Source organism: Enterococcus sp. DIV0774 (assembly GCF_050539095.1).
Lineage (GTDB): Bacteria > Bacillota > Bacilli > Lactobacillales > Enterococcaceae > Enterococcus > Enterococcus faecalis.
Genome location: NZ_CP172923.1, coordinates 345,797 through 368,366, shown reverse-complemented (window position 1 = coordinate 368,366; position 22,570 = coordinate 345,797). Strand labels below are relative to the sequence as shown.

The 22,570-nt window shown below is 36.6% G+C and carries 19 protein-coding genes, 1 tRNA gene and 1 other annotated feature; of the genes, 4 read left to right on the top strand and 16 right to left on the bottom strand.

Going from position 1 to position 22,570, the window contains the following annotated elements:
* Positions 1-32: 32 nt before the first annotated feature.
* From tyrP to IGL86_RS01835, 10 genes are all read right to left on the bottom strand, one after another.
* Positions 33-1,451, bottom strand: coding sequence for a tyrosine-tyramine antiporter (gene tyrP / locus IGL86_RS01880; protein ID WP_002355453.1), 1,419 nt, complete (start codon positions 1,449-1,451; stop codon positions 33-35).
* A gap of 202 nt (positions 1,452-1,653) precedes the next feature.
* Positions 1,654-3,516 carry a tyrosine decarboxylase gene (gene tdc / locus IGL86_RS01875; RefSeq protein WP_002355450.1) on the bottom strand — a complete coding sequence of 621 codons (1,863 nt, stop codon included), beginning with the start codon at positions 3,514-3,516 and terminating at the stop codon, positions 1,654-1,656.
* A 298-nt stretch (positions 3,517-3,814) separates the two neighbouring features.
* Positions 3,815-5,071: a tyrosine--tRNA ligase gene (gene tyrS, locus IGL86_RS01870; protein ID WP_002355444.1), complete on the bottom strand. Its 1,257-nt coding sequence runs from the start codon at positions 5,069-5,071 to the stop codon at positions 3,815-3,817.
* Positions 5,072-5,262: 191 nt separating this feature from the next.
* Positions 5,263-5,477: a binding site (T-box leader), on the bottom strand.
* A 291-nt stretch (positions 5,478-5,768) separates the two neighbouring features.
* Positions 5,769-7,214, bottom strand: a complete 1,446-nt coding sequence (cls, locus tag IGL86_RS01865; protein WP_002355443.1) for a cardiolipin synthase — start codon at positions 7,212-7,214, stop codon at positions 5,769-5,771.
* 165 nt (positions 7,215-7,379) lie between these two features.
* A complete protein-coding gene (locus IGL86_RS01860; RefSeq protein ID WP_002355441.1) occupies positions 7,380-7,862 on the bottom strand; it encodes a VOC family protein in 483 nt (160 codons plus the stop codon).
* Positions 7,863-7,884: 22 nt separating this feature from the next.
* On the bottom strand, positions 7,885-8,760 hold the full coding sequence (locus IGL86_RS01855; RefSeq protein WP_050443825.1) for an aldo/keto reductase: 876 nt from the start codon (positions 8,758-8,760) through the stop codon (positions 7,885-7,887).
* A gap of 279 nt (positions 8,761-9,039) precedes the next feature.
* A tRNA-Lys gene (locus tag IGL86_RS01850) sits at positions 9,040-9,113 on the bottom strand.
* Between the two features lie 81 nt (positions 9,114-9,194).
* Entirely contained in the window at positions 9,195-9,332 is a 138-nt protein-coding gene (locus IGL86_RS01845) for a hypothetical protein (protein ID WP_002355364.1), read from the bottom strand.
* Positions 9,333-9,338: 6 nt separating this feature from the next.
* Complete coding sequence (feoB, locus tag IGL86_RS01840) at positions 9,339-11,489, bottom strand: ferrous iron transport protein B (RefSeq protein WP_002364927.1); 2,151 nt, start codon at positions 11,487-11,489, stop codon at positions 9,339-9,341.
* Complete coding sequence (locus IGL86_RS01835; RefSeq protein WP_002355361.1) at positions 11,486-11,959, bottom strand: ferrous iron transport protein A; 474 nt, start codon at positions 11,957-11,959, stop codon at positions 11,486-11,488. Before IGL86_RS01835 ends, feoB begins: the two co-directional genes overlap by 4 nt.
* Before the next feature lie 513 nt (positions 11,960-12,472).
* Here IGL86_RS01835 and IGL86_RS01830 point away from each other — a divergent pair.
* The 4 genes from IGL86_RS01830 (at position 12,473) to nrdF (ending at position 16,382) form a co-directional block, all read left to right on the top strand.
* Positions 12,473-12,697, top strand: coding sequence for a redoxin NrdH (locus tag IGL86_RS01830; protein WP_002355360.1), 225 nt, complete (start codon positions 12,473-12,475; stop codon positions 12,695-12,697).
* Position 12,698: 1 nt separating this feature from the next.
* Complete coding sequence (gene nrdI / locus IGL86_RS01825; RefSeq protein WP_002355359.1) at positions 12,699-13,076, top strand: class Ib ribonucleoside-diphosphate reductase assembly flavoprotein NrdI; 378 nt, start codon at positions 12,699-12,701, stop codon at positions 13,074-13,076.
* On the top strand, positions 13,057-15,216 hold the full coding sequence (nrdE, locus tag IGL86_RS01820) for a class 1b ribonucleoside-diphosphate reductase subunit alpha (RefSeq protein ID WP_033625396.1): 2,160 nt from the start codon (positions 13,057-13,059) through the stop codon (positions 15,214-15,216). The genes nrdI and nrdE overlap by 20 nt, the downstream gene beginning before the upstream one ends.
* Before the next feature lie 200 nt (positions 15,217-15,416).
* Complete coding sequence (nrdF, locus tag IGL86_RS01815) at positions 15,417-16,382, top strand: class 1b ribonucleoside-diphosphate reductase subunit beta (protein ID WP_002355357.1); 966 nt, start codon at positions 15,417-15,419, stop codon at positions 16,380-16,382.
* A gap of 39 nt (positions 16,383-16,421) precedes the next feature.
* Here the strand turns inward: nrdF and IGL86_RS01810 are convergent, their stop codons facing one another.
* The 6 genes from IGL86_RS01810 to dapF form a co-directional block, all read right to left on the bottom strand.
* Positions 16,422-17,708 (bottom strand): TPM domain-containing protein, encoded by a 1,287-nt coding sequence (locus tag IGL86_RS01810; protein WP_016617053.1) that lies wholly within the window; start codon positions 17,706-17,708, stop codon positions 16,422-16,424.
* Positions 17,709-17,753: 45 nt separating this feature from the next.
* Complete coding sequence (locus IGL86_RS01805) at positions 17,754-18,323, bottom strand: LemA family protein (RefSeq protein WP_002385314.1); 570 nt, start codon at positions 18,321-18,323, stop codon at positions 17,754-17,756.
* Between the two features lie 158 nt (positions 18,324-18,481).
* Positions 18,482-19,183, bottom strand: a complete 702-nt coding sequence (locus IGL86_RS01800; RefSeq protein WP_002355354.1) for an MgtC/SapB family protein — start codon at positions 19,181-19,183, stop codon at positions 18,482-18,484.
* A 95-nt stretch (positions 19,184-19,278) separates the two neighbouring features.
* The gene (gene nagB / locus IGL86_RS01795; protein WP_002355352.1) at positions 19,279-19,980 is read right to left on the bottom strand and encodes a glucosamine-6-phosphate deaminase; all 702 of its coding nucleotides are present in this window, start codon (positions 19,978-19,980) and stop codon (positions 19,279-19,281) included.
* Between the two features lie 129 nt (positions 19,981-20,109).
* On the bottom strand, positions 20,110-21,318 hold the full coding sequence (locus IGL86_RS01790) for an LCP family protein (protein WP_002383706.1): 1,209 nt from the start codon (positions 21,316-21,318) through the stop codon (positions 20,110-20,112).
* A 149-nt stretch (positions 21,319-21,467) separates the two neighbouring features.
* On the bottom strand, positions 21,468-22,448 hold the full coding sequence (gene dapF, locus IGL86_RS01785) for a diaminopimelate epimerase (RefSeq protein ID WP_002370226.1): 981 nt from the start codon (positions 22,446-22,448) through the stop codon (positions 21,468-21,470).
* Between the last annotated feature and the right edge of the window lie 122 nt (positions 22,449-22,570).

The window sequence follows — 22,570 nt, the reverse complement described above, 5'->3', positions numbered from 1 at the left end:
AGAGGCACTCAGCAAAATAATTGCTAGCCTTTTTATTCACCTAAATCTTCTTTTACTTCCGTTGCCCAACTTGCTTTTTTAAAGCGATTAATGATTAACGGAATCACAAACATAACAATAGTGATTAATGCAACTAAGACTGCATCAGTCACGGTTGTTGTACCTAATGTGGCGAAAATAACAATGATAACACTAAAAATTAACATTGCTGCCACTAAATAAGCTAAGCCATTACCTTTTTTACCAATTCGGTAAGGACGTAGTGTATCTGGTTGAGATTTACGTAATTTAATTAGGGAAATCGCAATCAATACATACACAATACTATAAATAATTGTTGTTGCATTTGTTAAAGTTAAGAATACAGCGTTGACATCATCCATTACCCCATAAAGTAAAGCGAATAATGAGATAACTACAGATTGTGTTAACACAACGTTACGAGAAACGCCATATTTATTTTCGCGATGGAAACCAAATTTTGGTGGCAATAAGCCATCACGAGCAACTTGAATAATTGTTTTTGATGGTCCAGTAACCCAAGCAGATAATTGTAATAACACACCTAAGAAGACCATGAAACTAAAGATATTACCAATAATTGTTGGTAAACCTAAAACGTCACAATAAAGCAAAATTGGTTGTGTAATGTTAGACAATTCCATTTTGCCATTTGGAACAATATTAGCAACAAACATTGCATTAATAACGTTTAATAAAACTAAACCAATTAATGAAATGAAAACGCCTTTTGTATAATTTTTTGTTGCATCTTTCAAACGAGGAATATAAACAGAAGACATTTCAATCCCAACAAAGATAAACGCAATCCCTGCTAGATATTTAAATGTGTCCATATTTTCTAAGTTTGGTAAAACTTTTGACCAAGAGAAGGCACCTAAATAGCCGCCAGGTGTTAAGCCTACTTTAATCATTGAAAGAAGACCTAAAACAAACATAACTAATACTGGGATGTAAACACCTAGCCAAACACCAATATTTCCGCCAACTTTCGCCATGTCAAATTTCAAGTTCAAGATTGTAATAATCCAGTAAATCACTAAGATACAACCTAATACGAACCAATGATTTTCACCTAAATGAACATTACCAAATGTATTACCTAGCAAAGGGCCTAATGTAGAAGCAACCATTACCATTCCTGGGAACATTTGCACCCATAGTAACCAAGCGACAACAAAACCCCATTTGCTACCTAAGGCAGTTTTAACCCAAAGTTGAGGGCCACCTTCTTGAGGAAGCATCGTAGATAATTCACCAGATATCAATGCGATTGGACCAGCAAAGAATAAGACCGCGAAAATTGTGTAAGAAATTAATGTCCAACCAACAGCAGCAAGTGTTGGGATACTACGTACAGTTGCACACAATGCCATTGTTAAACCGATAAAAGTACCTAATTCAATTTTTTTAACTTGTTGTTTATCCAATTTTGTACACTCCTTATAAGATTTTGGATAAGGAGCATGAATGACTGTTATACGCTGAGTAAAACAGTCATTCGACTGCCTCTTACCCAGACAAAGAATTGGTTAAGAGGTTAGCCGTCTGGTTGATTTATCTCTTAAATAAATCAACCAGACGAACGTTCCCTCGTTCGGTTACCATTTCTTTTTTCCGTTTAAGATTCAATTATTTTACGTCGTAAATTTGTTCTAATTTTTCTTGTAAAGCAGCTTGAATCTTAGGAGCGTAAACATCAAATTCTTCTTTATCGTTCATGTATGGAGTCATTACAGCAGCACGTAACACAGTTACTTTACCTGCACGGTTCCATTCTTCGTCACTAAATCCTAAGCTGTTTACAAATTTTAATGGGCTGTTGCCATAATCTGGAATAGCAAAGTCAGTATGTGAAGTAATGAATTCGTTGTTGTAAATATTTCCTTTAACGTATGATGCATAGTCATATACATCATGGTTTAATTTGTTCATTGCTACTAAATCATCGTTGCCTTTTTCTTTAAACACATAGTCAACCATGTTGAAGTCTGGATGAGTTAATGTGTGGACTTCGATTTCTTTGTCGCCAACTTTGAATGTTAAATCATTCAAGAAGTTATAGAAATGATGTGATCCTTCAATTGAAGCACCAATTAATTTACCATAACCTGCAACGTTTAAAGGTAAAACGTGATGTGCAGCCCATACAGAAGCAGCTGTTGCACCAGCTTTTGAACCTTCAAGGATATAAGCACCTAGTAACGCAGGAATATCGGCACCTTTTTCAAATACGTAAGTTGCGAAGTAAGAAATAACGTCGCGCATACGTATATCTTGGATAACGATACCACCAGCTGAATAAGGGATATAACCCATTTTATGAGGGTCAATTGTTACTGATTCTGCTAATTCGATTGCTTTATATGCATCATACACTTCTCTTGAAATGTGTTCTTTTTTCTCTTTGAAGACACCGTATTCTTCATGAACATCTTGTAAATCTTCGTAAGGGATGAAGTTGTTGTCTTCGTCTAAGAAGATGGCACGTCCATAACCACCATAAGCAGCATCCACGTGTACATAATAGTAAATACCGTCTTTCATTAATTCATCGCGTAAAGCAATAATTTTATCGATTGAGTCAACGGCACCTTCTTCAGTAGAACCAACTACACCGACAACACCTAGCACTGGAATTTGTTCTTCTGCTAAGCCACGAACGATTTTTTCTAATTCGTTGATATCCATACGGTAGTTATGGTCAACTGGTACTGGGATAACTTGATCTAAACCGATACCGATAATATCAGCAGCTTTTAACCAAGAATAGTGTTTAGTTTGTGGGACTAACCATTTACCGATTGCTTGTAAATGTTTACCTGAACGAGCTGAATGAGCTTTGATTTCATCAATTTCATCTTCAGCTGATTCTAATAAGTCCATAATTTCTTTTGTTGGCATGTTCAATAGTTCCCAATCTGATTTGCCAGCAACTAATTCTGGTTTTACTTCTTTCATAGCAAATGGTAATGATTTAATGTTACGGGCATACCATAAGCCTTCTAAGTTAGCTAAAGAACCATCAGCAACGATGTGTCCCCAACCATTTTTGTAGCTCATTAAGTGAGCAAATTCATGTCCTACTTCTTCTTCCATTTGAGAAGTTGCTGGAGAAGATTCATAGGCAACGTTGTTCCCGTTCCATAGCATTGCAAAGTTGTAAGCTAATAGAGAAGGCATTAATGTTTCTGAGTTCATATGTCCCCAATATCTACCTGCTGTATGCCATGGAACTGAATGTGTACGCATGCGAGAAGAGATTTCATTCAATACATCTTTCATATGGTTGACAGTTTTTTCGTAGCTTTCAGATGTGCGTTCTTGAGAAGAGATAACTGGCATGTCTTGTGGCATGTAGTTTTGACGCCATCCTAAATGTTCATCTACTAAGTCGATCAACAAGTCTTTATATAATTGTCCGTTTTCGGCTTTGTCCCCAATGAATAGTGCATTAAGGTTCATTTCGCCTTTTGCTAATTTTTCGTTTTTCATACGAAAATTCCTCCTTACAAATTTTAATGAATTAGATTTTGCATTCACAACTTACACCCAAACGGCTAAAGTGTAAAGAAGAAAAATAACAATGGTTATCATAGCTCTTTAATTTTATAATTTTTTCACAAGGTGTCTTGTCAGAACCATTATATAAAAAAATAAGAGTGGGATTGTGTGTACAATCCCACTCTTATTAGGTGTATTAACGGTTTCACCACTACCTGTAAGGAGAAATAGAATTTTAACTTTGATCAAATAATCACACGTCTTCTCTTCGTGAAATTATTATCAATTTCTAATCCATTACTTTTGCTAAAAAGTAATTTTTCTTCCCTTTCCGTACAACAACGAATTTTCCATCGAAATGTTGTGTTGGATCGACTGCAAAATCTAAATCGGTAACTCGGTCACCGTTAATACTTATAGCTCCTCCGCTCACATCTTCGCGAGCTTGACGTTTTGATGGTTCGATTTCTGTGTCAACTAACCAATCTACGATGTTTTTAGCATCTTTGGTAATTTCAACAGTTGGCACATGTTCTAACCCTTGCTCGATTTCCTCAATCGTTAAGTCTTTAATATTGCCTGAGAAAAGAGCTTCTGAAATTTTTTGCGCTTCTTCTAATGCTGCATCATCGTGAACAAATCGTGTCACTTCTTCAGCTAAGCGTCTTTGTGCTTCACGTTTACCTGGTTCTTTTTCAACTTTTTCAGCTAACGCATCGATTTCTTCTTTATCTAAGAAAGTAAAGAATTTCAAGTATTTGATGACATCACGATCATCTTGGTTTAACCAGAATTGGTAGAATTCAAATGGTGAGGTTTTCTTAGGATCTAACCAGATAGCGCCACCCGCTGTTTTCCCAAATTTTGTACCATCTGCTTTTAGCATTAAAGGAATAGTTAACCCGAATACTTTGGCTTCTGGTCCTTCTTTTTTACGAATCAAATCTAATCCTGCAGTGATATTGCCCCATTGATCAGCGCCACCAATTTGCAATTGAATATTATGTTTTTTATGCAATGTGTAAAAGTCAATTGATTGAAGAATTTGGTATGTGAATTCTGTAAAGGAAATGCCACTTTCTAAACGACTAGCGACAATGTCTTTTGCCAACATCGTGTTGACATTAAAGTTTTTCCCGTAATCTCTTAAAAAATCTAATAAAGATAGTTCTGATAACCAATCGTAGTTGTTCACCATTGTTACCTCAGCATCTTTACCAAATAATTTTTTCATTTGATTTGAAAGACTGTCCACATTATGTTGCACAGCTTCCATCGTTTGTAAGACACGTTCGGTTGTTCGTCCACTTGGATCACCAATTGTTCCAGTTCCGCCACCAATTAAAATGTATGGGTGATGACCTGCTAATTGGAATCGTTTCATCATCATAAAAGGAATTAAATGTCCAATATGCATGCTATCTCCAGTTGGATCGACACCGCAATATAGCGAAATGCTCGTATTTTCTGTAAGTTCTCTTAGTCCTTCTTCGTTTGTTTGTTGATTGATTGCATCACGCCATGCTAGCTCGTCAATGATATTCATGTTATCACCCTCCATATTTATAATTATCTCTTTATAGGAAATCGTTCATTTAACGAAATAAACGATTAACACACTTGTTTTTACACGATATCCCGTGTTTATTTCTATGTATACACGGGTTCACGAAATTTTCTTTGGTCTGCCACGTATTCAAAAAAAGAATACAAAAAATCCCTAAGTCGTTGAAACGACTTAGGGACGAATTTCTCGTGGTACCACCCAAATTTATACATAGTTTAATTTATTTAAAATACTATATACCTCTTAACAAATAACGCTGTTACCCGTGCCCTGTAGGCAGAAGCTCAAGAATGTAATTCGATAAATAACGTGTACTAGTTTCCAGCGCCACTAGCTTTCTGTAACAGTGGTTATTTCTCTACTGCTTTTCTGTCATTGCTTTGTATTTAACTTGTACATGTAGCATATTCCTTTTCGTTTTTTTTGTCAACACTCTTTGCTTAATTTTTTTTACTTTTATAAAAGATGTCCCTTTTTCACAAAAATAAAATAACACAATTAAAATAATATTTATTTATTTTAAAAGCAACTACAGATAAAAAAATAACGAATAAAATTAAAAAATATTCTTTAAAATTTTTTTGACTTTTTTTGTGATTTTCTATACTTTTATAAAATTCCCGAAGAAAAATGACGAACTTCGGATCAGAAGTTCGTCATTTTGTGAAAAACAGTTTTAAAGAATTGGTGAAAATAATCGTGAAATTTGTTGTTTAAAAATCAACCATTTTGACATGTCGCGAACAACTTCTGGAGTCATTGTTGTACATTTTTTTCGATCTTCTAAGAAAATTGCTTCTAATTGATCAATGATTTTTTTATCATATAACACAGCATTTGCTTCAAAGTTTAATTTGTAACTTCGGATATCTTGATTGGCTGAACCAACTGTGCAGACTTCATCATCCATAATCATTGTTTTCGCATGTAAGAAACCACCGTTATAAATTAAAATTTCAATATTTTCTTTCATCAATAAGCGGCCGTAATACTGTGTTGCTCGATAAATAAACGGATGGTCGGGCTTATCTGGAATCATAATTTTAACATCTACTCCTGAAGCCGCAGCAACTTTTAAAGCAGCCAAGACACTATCATCAGGAACTAAATACGGCGTTTGAATCCAGACTCTTTTCTTGGCAGAAGTAATCAATTTAATAAAGGCCAATTTAATTTGTTCACGGTCACTGTTAGGACCACTGGCAATCATCTGAATGGATGTATTTGCCTCTGGCACCAATGCTTCAAGTTTAAAGAAATAATCCAATTGATACGCCACACGATTTTTCTCGGGGGAAGAGACGTTCCAATCCATTAAAAAACGCATTTGCAGTAATGAGGCTGCTGGCCCTTGAATCCGTAAATGTGTATCCCGCCAATAGCCAAACTTTTTAGTCGTTCCAGCATATTGATCGGCAACATTAAAGCCGCCAATGTAGCCTACTTTTCCGTCAATAACAACAATTTTCCGGTGATCATGATAATTCAAACGAAACTTCAAAAGTGCTTTTTGAGAAGTAATAAATGTTTGGACAAAACCGCCGTTTTTTTTCAATTCATTCAAATGATGAACCTTGGTGCCCTTTGAGCCAAAGGCATCGTAAAGCAACCGCACTTCAACCCCTTCAGCCGCCTTTTCTTCTAATAAGTTCAAAATTTTGGTGCCGATATGATCCGTTACAAAGGCATAATATTCAATATGAATGGAGTGCTGAGCTTTTTTTATGTCCGCCATCAACGCATTGAATTTTTCCGTACCATCCGTAAAAATTTGAACATCATTTTTCTTAGTCAGAGGCATCCTATTCAACGAGGAAAAAAAGTCTGTAAACTGTTGTTGCTCCTCCGTCGGCATCTTTTGACTATAAAGTTCAAAACTTTCTTCTTGGAAATTCTGAAAATTCTCTAATTCCCGCAAATCACTTTGTTGCAAATAAAATTTCTTTTTGTCGGTTAAACCGCGCCCAAAGAATAAATATAAGAAAAAACCAAAAACGGGTAGAGCAATCAGTACGAGTAGCCATGCCCAAATTGCTGCTACATCTCGAGGTTTTAACAAAATGGTAATTCCCGCAATAATTGCATTAATAAAATAAATAACTGTTAAGACGCTAAGAATCAATTGTCTTCCTCCTTTATTTGTTACGTTTTAGTATACCATCAATTACGGATTTGGAATATCTTTTCTTTAGCGACTTCTGTCTCAAAAAATAAAAAGAGCCCCCATTCTAGTTACTGGTACTAGAATGCGGGGGGCTTTTTGATGTTTGTTTGAAAGTCTTTTAACTTAATTTCGTGTAAATGGACCTTTAGGAGCAATCAATTCTAAATTTGTACCATCTGGATCGGTAAAGTAAGCGACACCTGTACCAAAACCGCTCTTCAAGCCATCTTCTTCTTGGAATGTAATCGGCTCTCCATCAGGTTCTACGCCAATCGCTCTTAAACGTGCAACAGCTGCATCAATATCTTCCACTTCGAAACACATATGCATTGCACTAATTTGTTCGTTGGAATAAGAAGCTTTTTCTGATTTTGGTTTAACATATTCTAATAAATCAATATTGATGTTTTCTAGATGCACATTGGCATACTTGATTAATGTATCATCTAACCCTTGTGTTTGGGCCATCCGTTTTCCACCAATTTCATCACGATTTGCGATTTTTGTTCCTGTTAATGCTTCATAAAACTTTACTGATTCATCCAAATTACTGACTGTAATCCCCACGTGGTTGACTACTGAAAAACCTTTAACTGCTTCACTCATTGTATCTCCTCCTAGTTAATTTTTAGAAATCAAACGTGTCTGGATCTGGTCCCACACGTAACGATTCATTCAATTGGTTGATTTGTGCCATTTCTTCTGCACTTAGTTCAAAATCAAAGACCGCTGCATTGCTAATCATCCGTTCTTTGTGGACAGATTTCACGGCTAATAAGATATCTTGTTGAATATCCCAACGTAAAATCACTTGGGCTGCTGATTTATTATGGTTCTCAGCAATCGCCAAAATGGTTTCGTTCGATAATAATTGACCTTGCATCAATGGTGACCAAGCTTGGACTTTGATATCATGTTTTTCACAGAAATTACGCACTTCTTTTTGATCCAATTTTGGATGTAGTTCCACTTGGTTAATTACCGGAACAACTTTTGCATAAGAAAGTAAATCTTCTAAATGATGAACTTGGAAGTTGCTGACACCAATTGCTTTCACTTTTCCTTCGGCGTATAAAGTTTCTAAAGCTTGCCATGATTCTTTGTAAGAATTATTTCCTGGCCAATGAATTAAATACAAATCTAAATAATCTAAACCTAAACGTTCCAAACTATCATTGAAAGCTTGAATTGTTTCATCATAGGAAATATGCGCGTTCCAAACTTTCGAGGTAACAAATAAGTCCTCACGGTTCAAACCAGTTGCCGCTAAGCCTGCTTTAATTCCCGCTCCTGTACCAGATTCATTGCCATAGATTTGCGCTGTATCGATTAAACGATAACCATTGATAATCCCTTCTTCGACCACTTTTGCTGTCTCTTCGTCTGGTATTTGGAATACCCCGAGACCCATTCCTGGAACTTTAGTGCCGTTGTTTAATGTTACTGTATCTGCTAGTGATGTAATCATTTGATTCGCTCCTTTAACGTTTTCTGATATCATCATATACCGTGCCGTACATGCTGTATAGTACGTACTTTTTCGTTTCATAGGAACCAAAAAGTGCGCTTTTTGTTAAATTCGCTTTTTTAGCCTGAAAAATTTTTCAACTTTTTTTATATAACGTACTTTCTCGCTCTTCTAAGCGTAGCATTCTTTAACCGATTTAACTAGTGTATCTCTCACGACACACGACATTTTATGTAAAAAAAGAGAACGCGTACTCCGTCTTCGAAACGTCCTAAGACGCCGACAGAATACCGTTCTCGTGGGTTTGGCACCCAATGGGGGCATAGGGATTCGAACCCTAGACCCTCTGATTAAGAGTCAGATGCTCTAACCAACTGAGCTATGCCCCCGTTGTATAAAATAGCTTTTCAGCTACCTCAATATTGTAGCACTCCGCTATTATTTATACAAGAGGGAATTTTTTTCAGTTGTTATTCTTGTGAAGATTGTTCTTTTTTTACAGGACAAGCTGTTTGACAATCTTCACAACTTTCCCCTTTTTTGATTCGTCGATAGGTGATGATTCCTGCTGTTCCAAAAATTAAAATGGATAAAATAATTGTTGCCATCCGTTATTACCCTCTTTCTAAAGAAGTGATTGCTTGGACACTTTCTTTGCCTGGCTTTGGTTTTCTTATAAGGAAATAAAATCCAGCTAAAACAACACCCATCGCTAAAAAAGTCCCCAGAGTTAGTGTGCCTTTTTCGAATAACACATGGCCCAATTGATAAATCACAAAACTAACCATATAAGCCAAACCGCATTGATAACCAATGGCTCCTAATGTCCATTTGAGGTCTCCCATTTCACGACGAATTGCGCCAATTGCAGCAAAACAAGGTGCACATAATAAGTTAAAAGTTAAGAACGAATAGGCCGCGACTGGCGTAAAGGTGTGTTGCAGTGCGCCCCAGACTTCTACCCCGTTTTCAGAAACATCTTTCACATTGCCAAATAAAATGCCTAAGGTACCAATAATATTTTCTTTCGCTATCAATCCTGTAATTGTGGCAACTGCCCCTTGCCAATTACCCCAGCCTAATGGGATAAATAGCACCGCCAACCCTTTACCTAGAAATGCTAGAATACTTTGACTTTCTGGAACGGGTTGAAACGTCACAGAATAATGTGACATGAACCAAATGAGAATACTGGAAACAAAAATAATCGTTCCTGCTTTTTTTACAAATGAGCGACATCGTTCATAGGCATGCCGAACCACACTTCTAAGCTGTGGCAAATGATAGGCGGGAAGTTCCATAATAAATGGTGCTGGATCTCCCGAAAAATGCTTGGTCTTTTTTAAAGCAATCCCTGACAACACAATGGAAGCAACCCCTAAGAAATAAGCAGAGGGCGAGACCCAACTTTGGTTAGGAAAAAATGCACCTGCAATCAGAGCGATAATTGGCAACTTCGCCGAACATGGCATAAAAGTCGTGACCATAATAGTCATTCGCCGATCGCGTTCGTTTTCAATCGTTCGACTAGCCATCACGCCTGGGACCCCACAACCTGTCGCAATTAACATTGGAATAAACGACTTACCAGATAGGCCGAATTTCCGAAACAAGCGATCCATGACAAAGGCAATCCGTGCCATATAGCCACAATCTTCTAAAAAACCTAAACATAAAAACAGGACGGCCAGTTGTGGTAAAAATCCTAACACAGCCCCAACACCTGCAATGATCCCATCTAAAATTAAACTTTGCATCCATGGCGCTACTTGCCATTGCGCCAACCAATTTCCCACAAATTGAGGAACCCATTCCCCAAAAAAGACATCGTTTAACCAGTCTGTCCCCATTGTACCAACCGTTTGAATAGACAAGTAATAGACCAACCACATCACAAACGCAAAGATTGGCAACGCCAACCACCGATTGGTTACCACTCGGTCAATCTTATCACTGTGAGTAAATGTCATTTCTGTTTTTTTCGTCGCACACAAAGCAATTAATCGAGCAATAAAGGCATAGCGTTCATTAATGATAATGGCTTCACTTTCATCTTGAAAGATTTTTTCGGTAATTTGTATGACTTCTTCAATTTCTTTTTCTTGAAAAGAACTCAATAATAATTGCTCTTTGGTTCGAACATCTCGTTCAAAAAGTTTTAAACTATACCAACGCTGTTGCGTTTCAGGAACAGTATTTCCTAAAATATCAACAATTTCAGCAAGTGCTGCTTCTAAGCGATTATCATAAGAAGGATAAATAACCTCTGTCTCTATGGCATTCGCTCGCTGCTTACTTTGTTTTAAAGCATGATCCAACCCACGATTCTTCAAAGCACTAATCTCAACGACAGGCACGCCTAAGCCATAACTTAACTTTTCACTATTCAATGTTTGGCCGTTTTTTTCCAACAAATCCATCATATTTAACGCACAAACAACCGGTAATCCAGTTTCAATTAATTGTGTTGTTAAATAAAGATTCCGTTCCAAATTGGTCACATCGAGAATATTCAAAATCACTGAAGGTTGGTCCTCCAAAAGATAATCTCGTGCCACAATTTCTTCAGGCGTATAAGGAGAAAGAGAGTAAATCCCTGGCAAATCTTGAATAATGAGTGTCTTATCTTTCTTTGCCACCCCCTCTTTGCGTTCCACAGTCACCCCTGGCCAGTTTCCAACATATTGGTTGGCTCCTGTTAACATATTGAACGTTGTCGTTTTACCGCTATTAGGGTTGCCGGCTAGTGCAATTTGCTGAGTCATTCGCTTTCCTCCTTTTCAACCAAGATTAGTTCCGCTTCACTTTTTCGTAACGTTAGTTCGTAGCCACGTACATTGATTTCAATTGGATCAGCTAAAGGAGCTACTTTGCGAATAAAAATTACTGTTCCTTTTGTTAAGCCCATGTCCATCAACCGACGTTTCACCGCTCCTTGTCCGTGGATCCCTACTATTGTAGCGCGCTCTCCAACTTTCAAGGTATCTAAGGAGACCCAAACTTTCTCATTCGCCGAGCGCTCCTCCACATGAATCGCTTGTAAAATCGTATCTGTCAGCGCAATTCGACTATTATGTAATAAAACAATACCATTTTGATTTTGATAATTGACAAGGACAACTGCTTGGCCTGCAACGACACCTAAATTGTTCAGATGTTTCTTTGTCTGAACATCTGCTTGGACGCTTTCGACTGTATAGACTTTCCCAACTTCTGCCTGCGCTAACGTAATCATTTACTTTCCTCCATGTGAAAAAGTTTCAAACGAAAATGAGAATCGTTCTCAATTAAAAGAATACGCTTGCTTACACGGAAAGTCAATGAATTTCTGGATGTATCTCCTGTTTTCTTCTATTTTCCTTCTATATAGAGACACTTTTTTCAGGTTACCATTTTTGAAAAAAAGTCAGCTCTTGTTTTTTATGTTACTAGCTACTATAAAATTCCACTCATTCAATAACAAATCCGCTTATTTTTTCTTCTTGTGCCTAACTCAAATGTCAACACAATATTTAGTGTTTTTTCACTAAATGTTCTCTTTCAAAATTTTAATTTTTTTGTTTGTCAAACACTGACCAATGTGTTTTTTCTCCCAAAAACGAGGATTCACGTGTTTTCATTTTCCTTTCAAAAACACAAAAACTAGTATTATGAGAAAAACGTACCACAATATATAGTGTTAAAGTGTTGACTTTTTTCTACATAGATTTATACTAGTCTATGTAGAAAAAAAGAGGAGGAACTTTCAATGAACGTAAAAATCTTTTCAAAAAATAACTGTATCCAATGTAAAATGGCGAAACGTTTCCTAAGTGAAAATAACATCGCTTTTGAAGAAATCAATATCGACGCACAACCAGATGCTATCGACTGGTTAAAAGAACAAGGGTTCCAAAGCGTACCGGTAATCACATCTGAAGCAACAACCGTTGTTGGCTTCCGTCCAGACCAATTAAAACAATTGGCTAGCTAAGATGAAACTTGTTTATTTTTCAGTCACCGGTCAAACAAGGCGCTTTATTAAAAAATTGGATTTGCCTGCTTATGAACTTGAGCCAGCGAATCCTTTTTTTGAAATAAATGAGCCTTTTATTCTTGTCATTCCTACCTATGATGCAGAAATTACAGAGGTAGTGAATGACTTTCTTGATTATAAAAGTAACCAAGAACTGTTAGTTGGTGTAGCTGGTGGGGGCAACCGTAATTTTGCTGAATTATTTGTCTATACCGCCAAAGATATTGCCCGCGATTACCACGTTCCGCTTCTATACTCCTTTGAGTTTAGCGGAACAGACGAAGACGTGGAGACCTTTAAGAAAGTAGTGGAAGAAATTGAGTCTAAAAGAAATTAGAGATGTCAGCTATTTCAAACTGAATAACGAGATTAACCGTCCTGTTGATGGTCAAATCCCTTTAAATAAAGATAAAGAAGCACTCGCAGCCTTCTTTAAAGAAAATGTAGAACCGAATACACGTAAATTCAGCTCTGCTGAAGAAAAAATCAACTTTTTAATGAAAGAAGATTTTATTGAAACTGAATTCATCGAAAAATATTCAATGGACTTTATTGAAAAATTGTATGCTTTCTTAGATGAACAACATTTCCAATTCAAGTCTTTCATGGCGGCTTATAAATTTTATTCTCAATACGCTTTAAAGAACAACGCCGGAACAGAGTATTTAGAAACATATGAAGATCGGGTTGCCTTTAATGCCTTGTATTTTGCGGATGGCGATGAAGAGTTGGCTTTAACATTGGCGGATGAAATGATCCATCAACGGTATCAACCAGCCACACCTTCTTTCTTAAACGCTGGGCGTAAACGTCGAGGTGAATTGGTTTCTTGTTTCTTAGTTCAAGTAACAGATGATATGAACAGCATTGGGCGTTCAATTAATTCTGCCCTTCAATTATCACGAATCGGCGGTGGCGTAGGGATTACTCTTTCCAACTTACGTGAAGCGGGCGCACCAATCAAAGGTTACGATGGCGCAGCAAGTGGTGTTGTCCCTGTTATGAAATTATTTGAAGATAGCTTTAGCTACTCTAACCAACTAGGTCAACGTCAAGGTGCTGGTGTGGTTTATCTAAACGTCTTCCATCCAGATATTGAAATGTTCTTATCTGCTAAAAAAGAAAACGCTGATGAAAAAATCCGTGTAAAAACGTTGTCTCTTGGTGTTATTGTTCCAGATAAATTTTACGAATTAACGCGTAACAACGAAGATATGTATTTATTTAGTCCTTATAGTGTGGAACGTGAATATGGTGTACCTTATTCCTATGTAGATATTACCAAAGAATATGATAACCTAGTGGCCAATCCAAACATACGTAAACGTAAAATTAAAGCCCGTGACTTAGAAAATGAAATTTCTAAATTACAACAAGAATCTGGCTATCCTTATATCATCAATATTGATACAGCTAACAAAAACAATCCGATTGATGGCAAGATTATCATGAGTAACTTATGTTCTGAAATTCTTCAAGTTCAAACGCCTTCTGTTATTAATGGGAAACAAGAATATGAAGTTTTAGGAACAGATATTAGTTGTAACTTAGGTTCAACTAACATTGTTAATTTAATGGAAAGTCCTGACTTTGGAAAATCTGTCCGCGCTATGACGCGTGCGTTAACTTTTGTAACAGATGCTTCTGAAATTGATGTCGTGCCAACTATCCAAAATGGAAATCGTTTAAGCCATACAATCGGACTAGGCGCAATGGGCTTACACACCTTCTTCGCTAAAAATCATATGGAATACGGCTCTGAAGAATCACTAGACTTTACAGACATTTATTTCATGTTATTAAATTACTGGACTTTAATGGAAAGTAACCAAATTGCGAGAGAACGTAACCAAGTCTTCCACAATTTTGAAAAATCAGATTATGCTTCTGGTGCTTACTTCGATAAATATATTGAAGGCAACTTTACACCAAAATTTGATAAAGTGAAAGAAATCTTCAAAGACATTCAGATTCCAACAGCTGAAGATTGGGCTGCGTTACGCGATGCTGTGAAAAAAGATGGTCTTTATCATCAAAATCGTTTAGCCGTAGCGCCAAATGGTTCAATTTCATATATTAATGATACTAGTGCCAGCATTCATCCAATTACTCGCATGATTGAAGAACGTCAAGAGAAGAAAATTGGTAAGATTTACTATCCAGCGCCTTATTTAGCGAATGATACAATCCCTTACTATACTTCTGCTTACGATATGGATATGCGCAAAGTGATTGATGTCTACGCAACAGCGCAACAACACGTTGATCAAGGAATGAGTTTAACCTTGTTTATGCGTTCAGAAATCCCTGAAGGCTTGTATGAATGGAAAGAAACACCAAAACAAACAACCCGTGACTTGAACATTTTACGTCATTATGCGTTCAACAAAGGGATTAAATCAATTTACTATATTCGTACATTTACAGATGATGCTGAAGAAATTGGCAGCAATCAATGTGAGTCTTGCGTGATTTAATGAAAAGCACTTAAATAAGGCGTTCTGCTTGAGCGTCTTATTTTTTAGGAATGTTCTCTTTTTAAACAGGACATTTTCAGATATACTGGACAAAGAAGAACGGCTGCACGCTCCTATTTGGACTCTGTAGAACGTTTTAAGCGAAGAAACGAGACAACTAGTCAAACAGACTGCTGTCCCAGCATACAGGAGGAATAACCATGGCAACGTATTATGAAGCAATTAACTGGAACGCCATTGAAGACGTCATTGATAAATCCACTTGGGAAAAATTAACCGAACAATTTTGGTTAGATACACGGATTCCGTTATCCAATGACTTAGATGATTGGCGGACTCTTTCCGATTTAGAAAAAACTACTGTCGGCTACGTTTTCGGCGGTTTAACTTTATTAGATACTGTTCAATCAGAAAGCGGCATGGATCAACTGAGAAATGATGTGCGGACGCCCCATGAAGAAGCCGTCTTAAATAACATCCAATTCATGGAATCTGTCCATGCCAAAAGTTATTCTTCTATCTTCAGTACATTAAATACAAAAAAAGAGATTGATGATATTTTTGAGTGGACAAATACCAACAAACATCTGCAATATAAAGCAGAACGGATTAACGAAATTTATAAAAACGGTACTCCGTTAGAGAAAAAAATTGCTAGTGTATTTTTAGAAACGTTTTTATTCTATTCTGGGTTCTACACTCCCCTTTACTATTTAGGAAACAATAAACTAGCGAACGTCGCTGAAATTATTAAATTGATTATCCGTGATGAATCAGTGCACGGCACGTATATTGGCTATAAATTCCAATTAGGATTTAATGAATTACCAGAAGATGAGCAAGATAAACTAAAAGACTGGATGTATAATTTACTTTACGAATTGTACGAAAACGAAGAACGTTATACAGAAGAATTATATGATGACTTAGGTTGGACCGAAGAAGTAAAAACCTTTTTACGTTACAACGCCAACAAAGCTTTAATGAACTTAGGTATGGATCCCTTATTTGCGGATACAGCCAATGATGTGAACCCGATTGTAATGAATGGTATTTCGACAGGAACTAGCAACCATGACTTCTTCTCTCAAGTAGGAAATGGCTATTTACTAGGAACAGTTGAAGCCATGAAAGATGATGACTATCTTTACGGTTTAGATAAATAGCAAAAAGCTAGAAACGATTAACGTTTCTAGCTTTTTATTTTACCAACTTCCAGAGGCACCGCCACCGCCGAATGAGCCGCCACCGAATGAACCACCACTGCTGCTACCAGAACTACTATGATTAGACGGATTGTATTGTGAGTTTAAATAAGCATACGTCAAAACACTACCATCATAACTATATAAAGTATCTCCTACTAATAAACGCCCAAAAGATTGTTTTTTTGCATTTGGATATATACTTAGTAAAGAACCACGCTTAGTGGCACGTCTTATTTTCCCTTTTGTGGCAAATAACGTTGCTCCATTAAGATATAAACAATAAAAAGAAGTCTTTTTCATCTTATTTAATACTTTCTTTGTCTGTTCTGAGTTATTTAGGACAGCCTTTGTTGGTAAACAATTCAAATAATCTTGATACATTTTTTTAACAAGTTTTCTTGTTCTTAAAATTTGTAAAATATAAACAGCACAAATGAGCATCCCAGCAATACTTGCCATTAAAAGAACATTTCTTTTCGTTGTGTTAGTGTTTAACTCTGCTTGTATATTTGTTAATTCATTATCCACTTGTGCGGTTTTTGAATTGATTGCAGCCGATACTTGATCAATAATTTTATTGAGACCTGTATTATAATCCTCGTCTCTAAAAGCCTCTTTTACTTCTTCATTATTAATAATATCATCCGCATAGCTATCCGTTAAAATACTCTCTAAGCCATATCCAACTTCCAAGCGAGACTCGCGATCCTCAATTGCCATTAGAAAAACCACACCATTATTTTTTTCACGATCCCCTACACCTAATTGATTAGCAATCTTATTGCTGTAAGATTCAACAGATTCCCCACTAGGTAACGCAGGAACGGTAATAAGCATAAATTGTGCGCCATTCGCATTTTCCAACAATTGTTGATTCAATTGAAACATTTTCTGTTTAAGTTGATTTGAGACAATACCCGCATTATCTGAAACATAGATATTAGCATCATTAATGTTCAACTGCCCATTCGTTCCAGTAATTGTCACTAATTCATTTTCACCAGTTATTTCTTGTTTAGAAAAGTTATTTATTGTTGTCTGGGTTGACGCTTCAGTCATTTTCCCTGCTAAAATATCGTCTCTCTTTTTTTGTAAGACTTGTTGCTTCTCTCTCAGTGCAGTTTGTTTTGCTTCATAGGAGATTCCCTTTCCTTCATGCCAAGCAGCCATTCCTAATATTAAAATCATACTTAAACTAATTACCACAACAATCGTTGTATTCCGCTGATGCTTTTTATAAAACAAACGAACTTTTTCTTGAATTTTTTCGACTTTTTTATCCAACCTTCCTCACTTCTTTCTTTTTAACCCAAATTTTCTATAATTTTTTTATTTAAATTTTACTTGCGGCACTTCTTTTCCCTGCTCTGTCGCAACATAGTTAGTTTTCTTCTCAAATCCTAAAAGTTTTGCAATTATTTTATCAGGGAATTTTGAAATCTGTTGGTTATATGTTTCAACAGCTTGTATATAGTTACGGCGTTCAACAGAAATTCGATTTTCAGATCCTTCTAATTGAGTCATTAAGGTTTTGACATTTTCAGAAGAAGCTAACTTTGGGTAATCTTCATTCAATACTGTAACAAAATTACCTAATCCTTTTTCAATTTGCTCATTTGCTTGCCCTTTTTCAGAAGAAGATTTTGCTCCTGCGTATGCTTTACGTGCTTCCGTTATTTCTTTTAAAACTTCTTTTTCTTGAGTCATACTGCCTTGAACACTACTGACAAGATTCGGAATTAAATCAGCACGTCTTTGCATTACATTCTCTACTTGTGACCATTCTGCTTCGACTTTATTATCTAAAGTAATCAATTGATTATAAGCTTTCATCACAAATGCACCAATAATCACAACGACAACAACAATAATACTAAGAAATTTATTTTTTTTATTCATCTTACTTATCACCTTTCTTTCTAACTCGTAATACAATCATAACTCTTTTGTAATCTTTTTGAAATATTAAACTTAAAAAATCAGTCCTAGGTCCTAGAAGAAAACCGCCATAAGCATTTTAACTTATAGCGGTTGTCATTAATTATAAATAGATGTTTCTACACATTAATCAATCGTAATTTTGTTACATTATTTGAAACAGATAGGTCTTCGATAACATCGGCATACGTTAGGCCTTTAGGCAAATCAATAGTATAGATATTCGTATAGATTTTTGTATCATCCACCCAAGAAACATTGAAGTTCACATCATAAATTTCAATATGTTTTTCTTCAAAATACTGATTAATAAATTCTTTGGTTTCTTGTTTATGTTGATAGCGAATTTCTAATTTTTTGATTGTTGGTACGTGAATAATTCGTTTGACAATGGTTAAGGCAAATAATACACCGATAAAACTTGTTAAGGCAATCGTATAGTAGCCCATGCCCACCGCAATCCCTAAACCAGCAACGGTCCATAGCGACGCGGCTGTCGTCAATCCTGTGACACTTTGTTTCGTTACAATGATGGTTCCAGCACCTAAAAAGCCGATTCCACTTACAACTTGTGCGATCAATCTTGCTTGATCTGAACGAATGACCCCCGTCAAAGCCGGATTAGCTAACGCATCTTTCAATGCATTGATTGCAATTTGCGACTGAATTAACGCAATAATAGCCGCGCCCATACAAACTAAAATGTGAGTGCGCATCCCTGCTGGGCGATTCTTATATTGTCTTTCAAAACCAATTGCGCCACCCATCACCATCGCTAGGACTAACCGTAAAATAATTTCTGGAATTGTTAGCTGTAACATCCTTTTCACCTCTTCTTCTATTACTTCCAGTATAACAAAAAAAGAACTTGAAACATAAGGAAATCCTTATGTTTCAAGTTCTTTTTAATCAACGATTATAATTTACTTGCAGCTGCATCATCAATGATTACAACAACATCTTGATGGTTTTGTAATGCACTTGCTGGCATGTCTGTTGTTACTGGTCCGTCAATCATTCCTTTAATGGCCTCTGCTTTTGCTTCGCCATAAGCCATTAAAATCATTTTTTTACCTTTCATGATTGAGCCAATCCCCATAGAAACAGCACGTGTTGGGACATCTTCTACTTTGTCAAAATAACGTTTGTTTGCGTTGATTGTTGATTCAGTCAACTCAACGACATGTGTTAAGCTATCTAGAGGTGTGCCTGGTTCGTTGAAACCAATGTGTCCATTTTGACCAATACCTAAGATTTGGATATCTACTGGATGTGCATCGATAATTTTTTCATATTCTGCGGAAGCAGCATCTAAATCTTCTGCTTTACCATTTGGTACAAATGTTTCTTTAAATGGTTTTTTGTCAAATAAGTGTTTGTTCATGAAATAACGGTAACTTTGCTCATCTTCGCCACCTAAACCAACATATTCATCTAAGTTTACAGAAGTCATTTCTGTAAAGTCGACATCACTTGCTGTCATTTCTTTATATAATGTTTCTGGTGTACTACCTGTTGCTAAGCCTAAAACTTTCGCACCATTGTTCATACCTTCTTTAATTAATTCAAACGCTTTTTTGCCGCCTTCTTCTGCATTTGCTACACGGATAATTTGCATTTTGACACGCTCCTTACGGTTTATTTTGGTATAGTCCAATTATAACACCTTCTGAAAAAAATTTCTAGAATAAAAGAAAAAAACTTCTATTTCCATCAGAAATAGAAGTTTTCGAGCTTGTTTAACAGATTAATATTGTGGTGCGTTGGGATCCACATACGTATTTGGATCAGCATAAGCGTTTGGATCTGTGTACGTATTTGGGTCAACGTACGTATTCGGATCATAGGCTCCTTCTGCTGCTTGTTGCGTATTGCCGTTGTATTCTGTTTGACCGGCTGTGGTGTCCGCTGTGCTACTCGAACTAGTAGAGCTATTGGCACTTGAATCACCAGATTCACCAATCAGTGCAGTATCTGTAACAGCATAGCTAAACTGATTATAAAAGGCTAAATCTTTTTCACGTTCAGAAGCATGTTCTTTTAAACCAAGTTGTTTTCTAAGCGTTGTTTGTGTTTTGTATAAGCTATTTGGATCTAGGACTTGATAATAAATATCATCAATGGTTGCACTGTATCCTTGTAATTGTTCAGAGTCAATTGTTTTAAAGGCAGATAAATATTTTGATTGGATGTCCATCATGTCATCCCAAGTTAAGTCTGTTTTTACGTTGGCTTCAACAGCATCAAGAATTTTTCGATATTTTGAAACACCGTCAAAACTCATGACTTTGCGCACAATTTTCTCAACAACTTCTCGTTGGCGGCGTTGACGACCCACATCTCCTTCAGGATCTTCGTGACGCATCCGCGCATATGCCAAACCTGTCGTGCCATCTAACTTGATTTTACCTGCTGGAACAGTAATACCGTCCAACGTAAATTCACCAATCGTATTATCTACTTCAATACCGCCTACCGCATCAATCAGGTCTTTTAACCCTTTCATATTGATGGATACATAGTGATGGATGGGAATATCCAGTAATTCTTGGACTGTATTAATCGCCATTTCGGCGCCACCAAATGCATAGGCATGGTTCAATTTGTCTTGTGTGTCATTTCCAACAATATCTGTTAGAATATCTCTATCCAAACTGATCATTGTGGACTTGTTTTCTTTCGGGTTGATGGTTACAACCATTGTAGTATCTGAACGACCTTGTTCTGTTCGGCCTAAATCGCCTGTGTCAATCCCCATTAAAAGAACAGAGAATGGTTCTTGCGCATCAATATTGGCCGTGGCTCCTTTATTGGACTTACGGTTAACTGATTGATAGATCCCATTAATTGTTGAATTGGCATCTGAATACATCTTAATCCCGTAAGCACATACCCCAGCTACTACCACTAGCAAGACGCTCAAGAAGCCCAGTACTACTTTTTTCCATAGTTTCATAAGACACTTCCTCGTTTATCTAAGAATAATTCTTAATTCATGCCCTTTATTTTCTCATAGTTTGCTTATTCAAGCAATATTTTTTATTTTTTGGAACAAGAACTTAACACAATTGTAAAATAAAAGAGCGCTTTACCAAGGAACAATTGTTATTTTTGAGAAAGTGTTTGCAGAAATTCTTGATAATGTTTTTGTTCATTCGTTTCAGTGATAGTTATTTTCTCAAATGCACCATTTAGTAAATCAGTCAGTGATCCTTCAATCAAATGCGTAATCGTGGCATTCCCAATTAATTCCATCCAATAACTGCCATCTGACGTTTCGTGGACGACTGTTTTCACCATACCTCCAGCATTTTTGACGGTTATTTCTTCATAAAAAACACCATCTTTCAATAACGTATAAAGTAAACTACTTGCGCACATAGCTGTCCCACAAGCACTTGTAAAACCTACACCACGTTCATACGTTCGAACAAATAGTTGATTTTTGCCAAGAATTTCAACAAAACTCACATTTATCCCTTCCGGAAAATATGGATTTTCATTATTTACATAGGTAGCGATTCGTTCAAATTCTGGACCATTTAAGGTTTCGTGATCCACAAATGCTACAAGGTGCGGATTAGGCACTGCTACCGCTGTAAAGCGAATGGTTTTAGATAATGCTGGTACGATTTCATCAATTAATGTTTGGACCCCTAAATGCATTGGGATAGTGACTGCTTCAAAACTTACTGGCGAAATTTCCACTTGGTAAGTCGCTACTTCTTCAGCTAAATTGGGGGCTTGACGTACTTTCAAATCTGCAAACATTGTTTCAACTGTAAATGATTTTTCTTGGTTTTTTTCAGCTAAATAACGGGCAACCGTACGCAAGCCGTTCCCGCACATGCTTGCTTCACTACCATCGCTGTTAATCACTCGCATTCTAGCATTGGACGTGCCGTGAGTCCCTTCTCCTACCAAAAGTAACCCATCTGCTCCCGCCAATAATCCTGTTTCCCGTGAACATAACTGGATGCGCAATTGCTCAATTTCCTCAGCGGTTAAAGAACGCTCAAACTGTGTTTCATCCAATAAAAAGAAATCATTTTCTGACCCGTGTACTTTTTGCATCATAACATTCATTTTTTTAGCTCCTTCTTTATGTATCCGTTATCTTTCCCTACTTACTTTAGTATGCCATAAACGAACAACTATTTCGACCCTGGATTTGTAAAAGGAAAGAGTCAAATGACAGCCGTCATTTG

Excerpts from the sequence above, each read along its gene's own strand:
- IGL86_RS01830 (WP_002355360.1), top strand. The coding sequence starts at position 12,473 with ATGAACGTAAAAATCTTTTCAAAAAATAACTGTATCCAATGTAAAATG.
- tyrS (WP_002355444.1), bottom strand. The coding sequence starts at position 5,071 with ATGAATATCATTGACGAGCTAGCATGGCGTGATGCAATCAATCAACAA.
- IGL86_RS01790 (WP_002383706.1), bottom strand. The coding sequence starts at position 21,318 with ATGAAACTATGGAAAAAAGTAGTACTGGGCTTCTTGAGCGTCTTGCTA.
- IGL86_RS01845 (WP_002355364.1), bottom strand. The coding sequence starts at position 9,332 with ATGGCAACAATTATTTTATCCATTTTAATTTTTGGAACAGCAGGAATC.
- IGL86_RS01855 (WP_050443825.1), bottom strand. The coding sequence starts at position 8,760 with ATGATGATATCAGAAAACGTTAAAGGAGCGAATCAAATGATTACATCA.
- nrdF (WP_002355357.1), top strand. The coding sequence starts at position 15,417 with ATGGCAACGTATTATGAAGCAATTAACTGGAACGCCATTGAAGACGTC.
- IGL86_RS01835 (WP_002355361.1), bottom strand. The coding sequence starts at position 11,959 with ATGATTACGTTAGCGCAGGCAGAAGTTGGGAAAGTCTATACAGTCGAA.
- IGL86_RS01805 (WP_002385314.1), bottom strand. The coding sequence starts at position 18,323 with ATGAATAAAAAAAATAAATTTCTTAGTATTATTGTTGTTGTCGTTGTG.
- nrdI (WP_002355359.1), top strand. The coding sequence starts at position 12,699 with ATGAAACTTGTTTATTTTTCAGTCACCGGTCAAACAAGGCGCTTTATT.
- dapF (WP_002370226.1), bottom strand. The coding sequence starts at position 22,448 with ATGAATGTTATGATGCAAAAAGTACACGGGTCAGAAAATGATTTCTTT.
- IGL86_RS01860 (WP_002355441.1), bottom strand. The coding sequence starts at position 7,862 with ATGAGTGAAGCAGTTAAAGGTTTTTCAGTAGTCAACCACGTGGGGATT.
- tdc (WP_002355450.1), bottom strand. The coding sequence starts at position 3,516 with ATGAAAAACGAAAAATTAGCAAAAGGCGAAATGAACCTTAATGCACTA.
- feoB (WP_002364927.1), bottom strand. The coding sequence starts at position 11,489 with ATGACTCAGCAAATTGCACTAGCCGGCAACCCTAATAGCGGTAAAACG.
- nagB (WP_002355352.1), bottom strand. The coding sequence starts at position 19,980 with ATGCAAATTATCCGTGTAGCAAATGCAGAAGAAGGCGGCAAAAAAGCG.
- IGL86_RS01800 (WP_002355354.1), bottom strand. The coding sequence starts at position 19,183 with ATGTTACAGCTAACAATTCCAGAAATTATTTTACGGTTAGTCCTAGCG.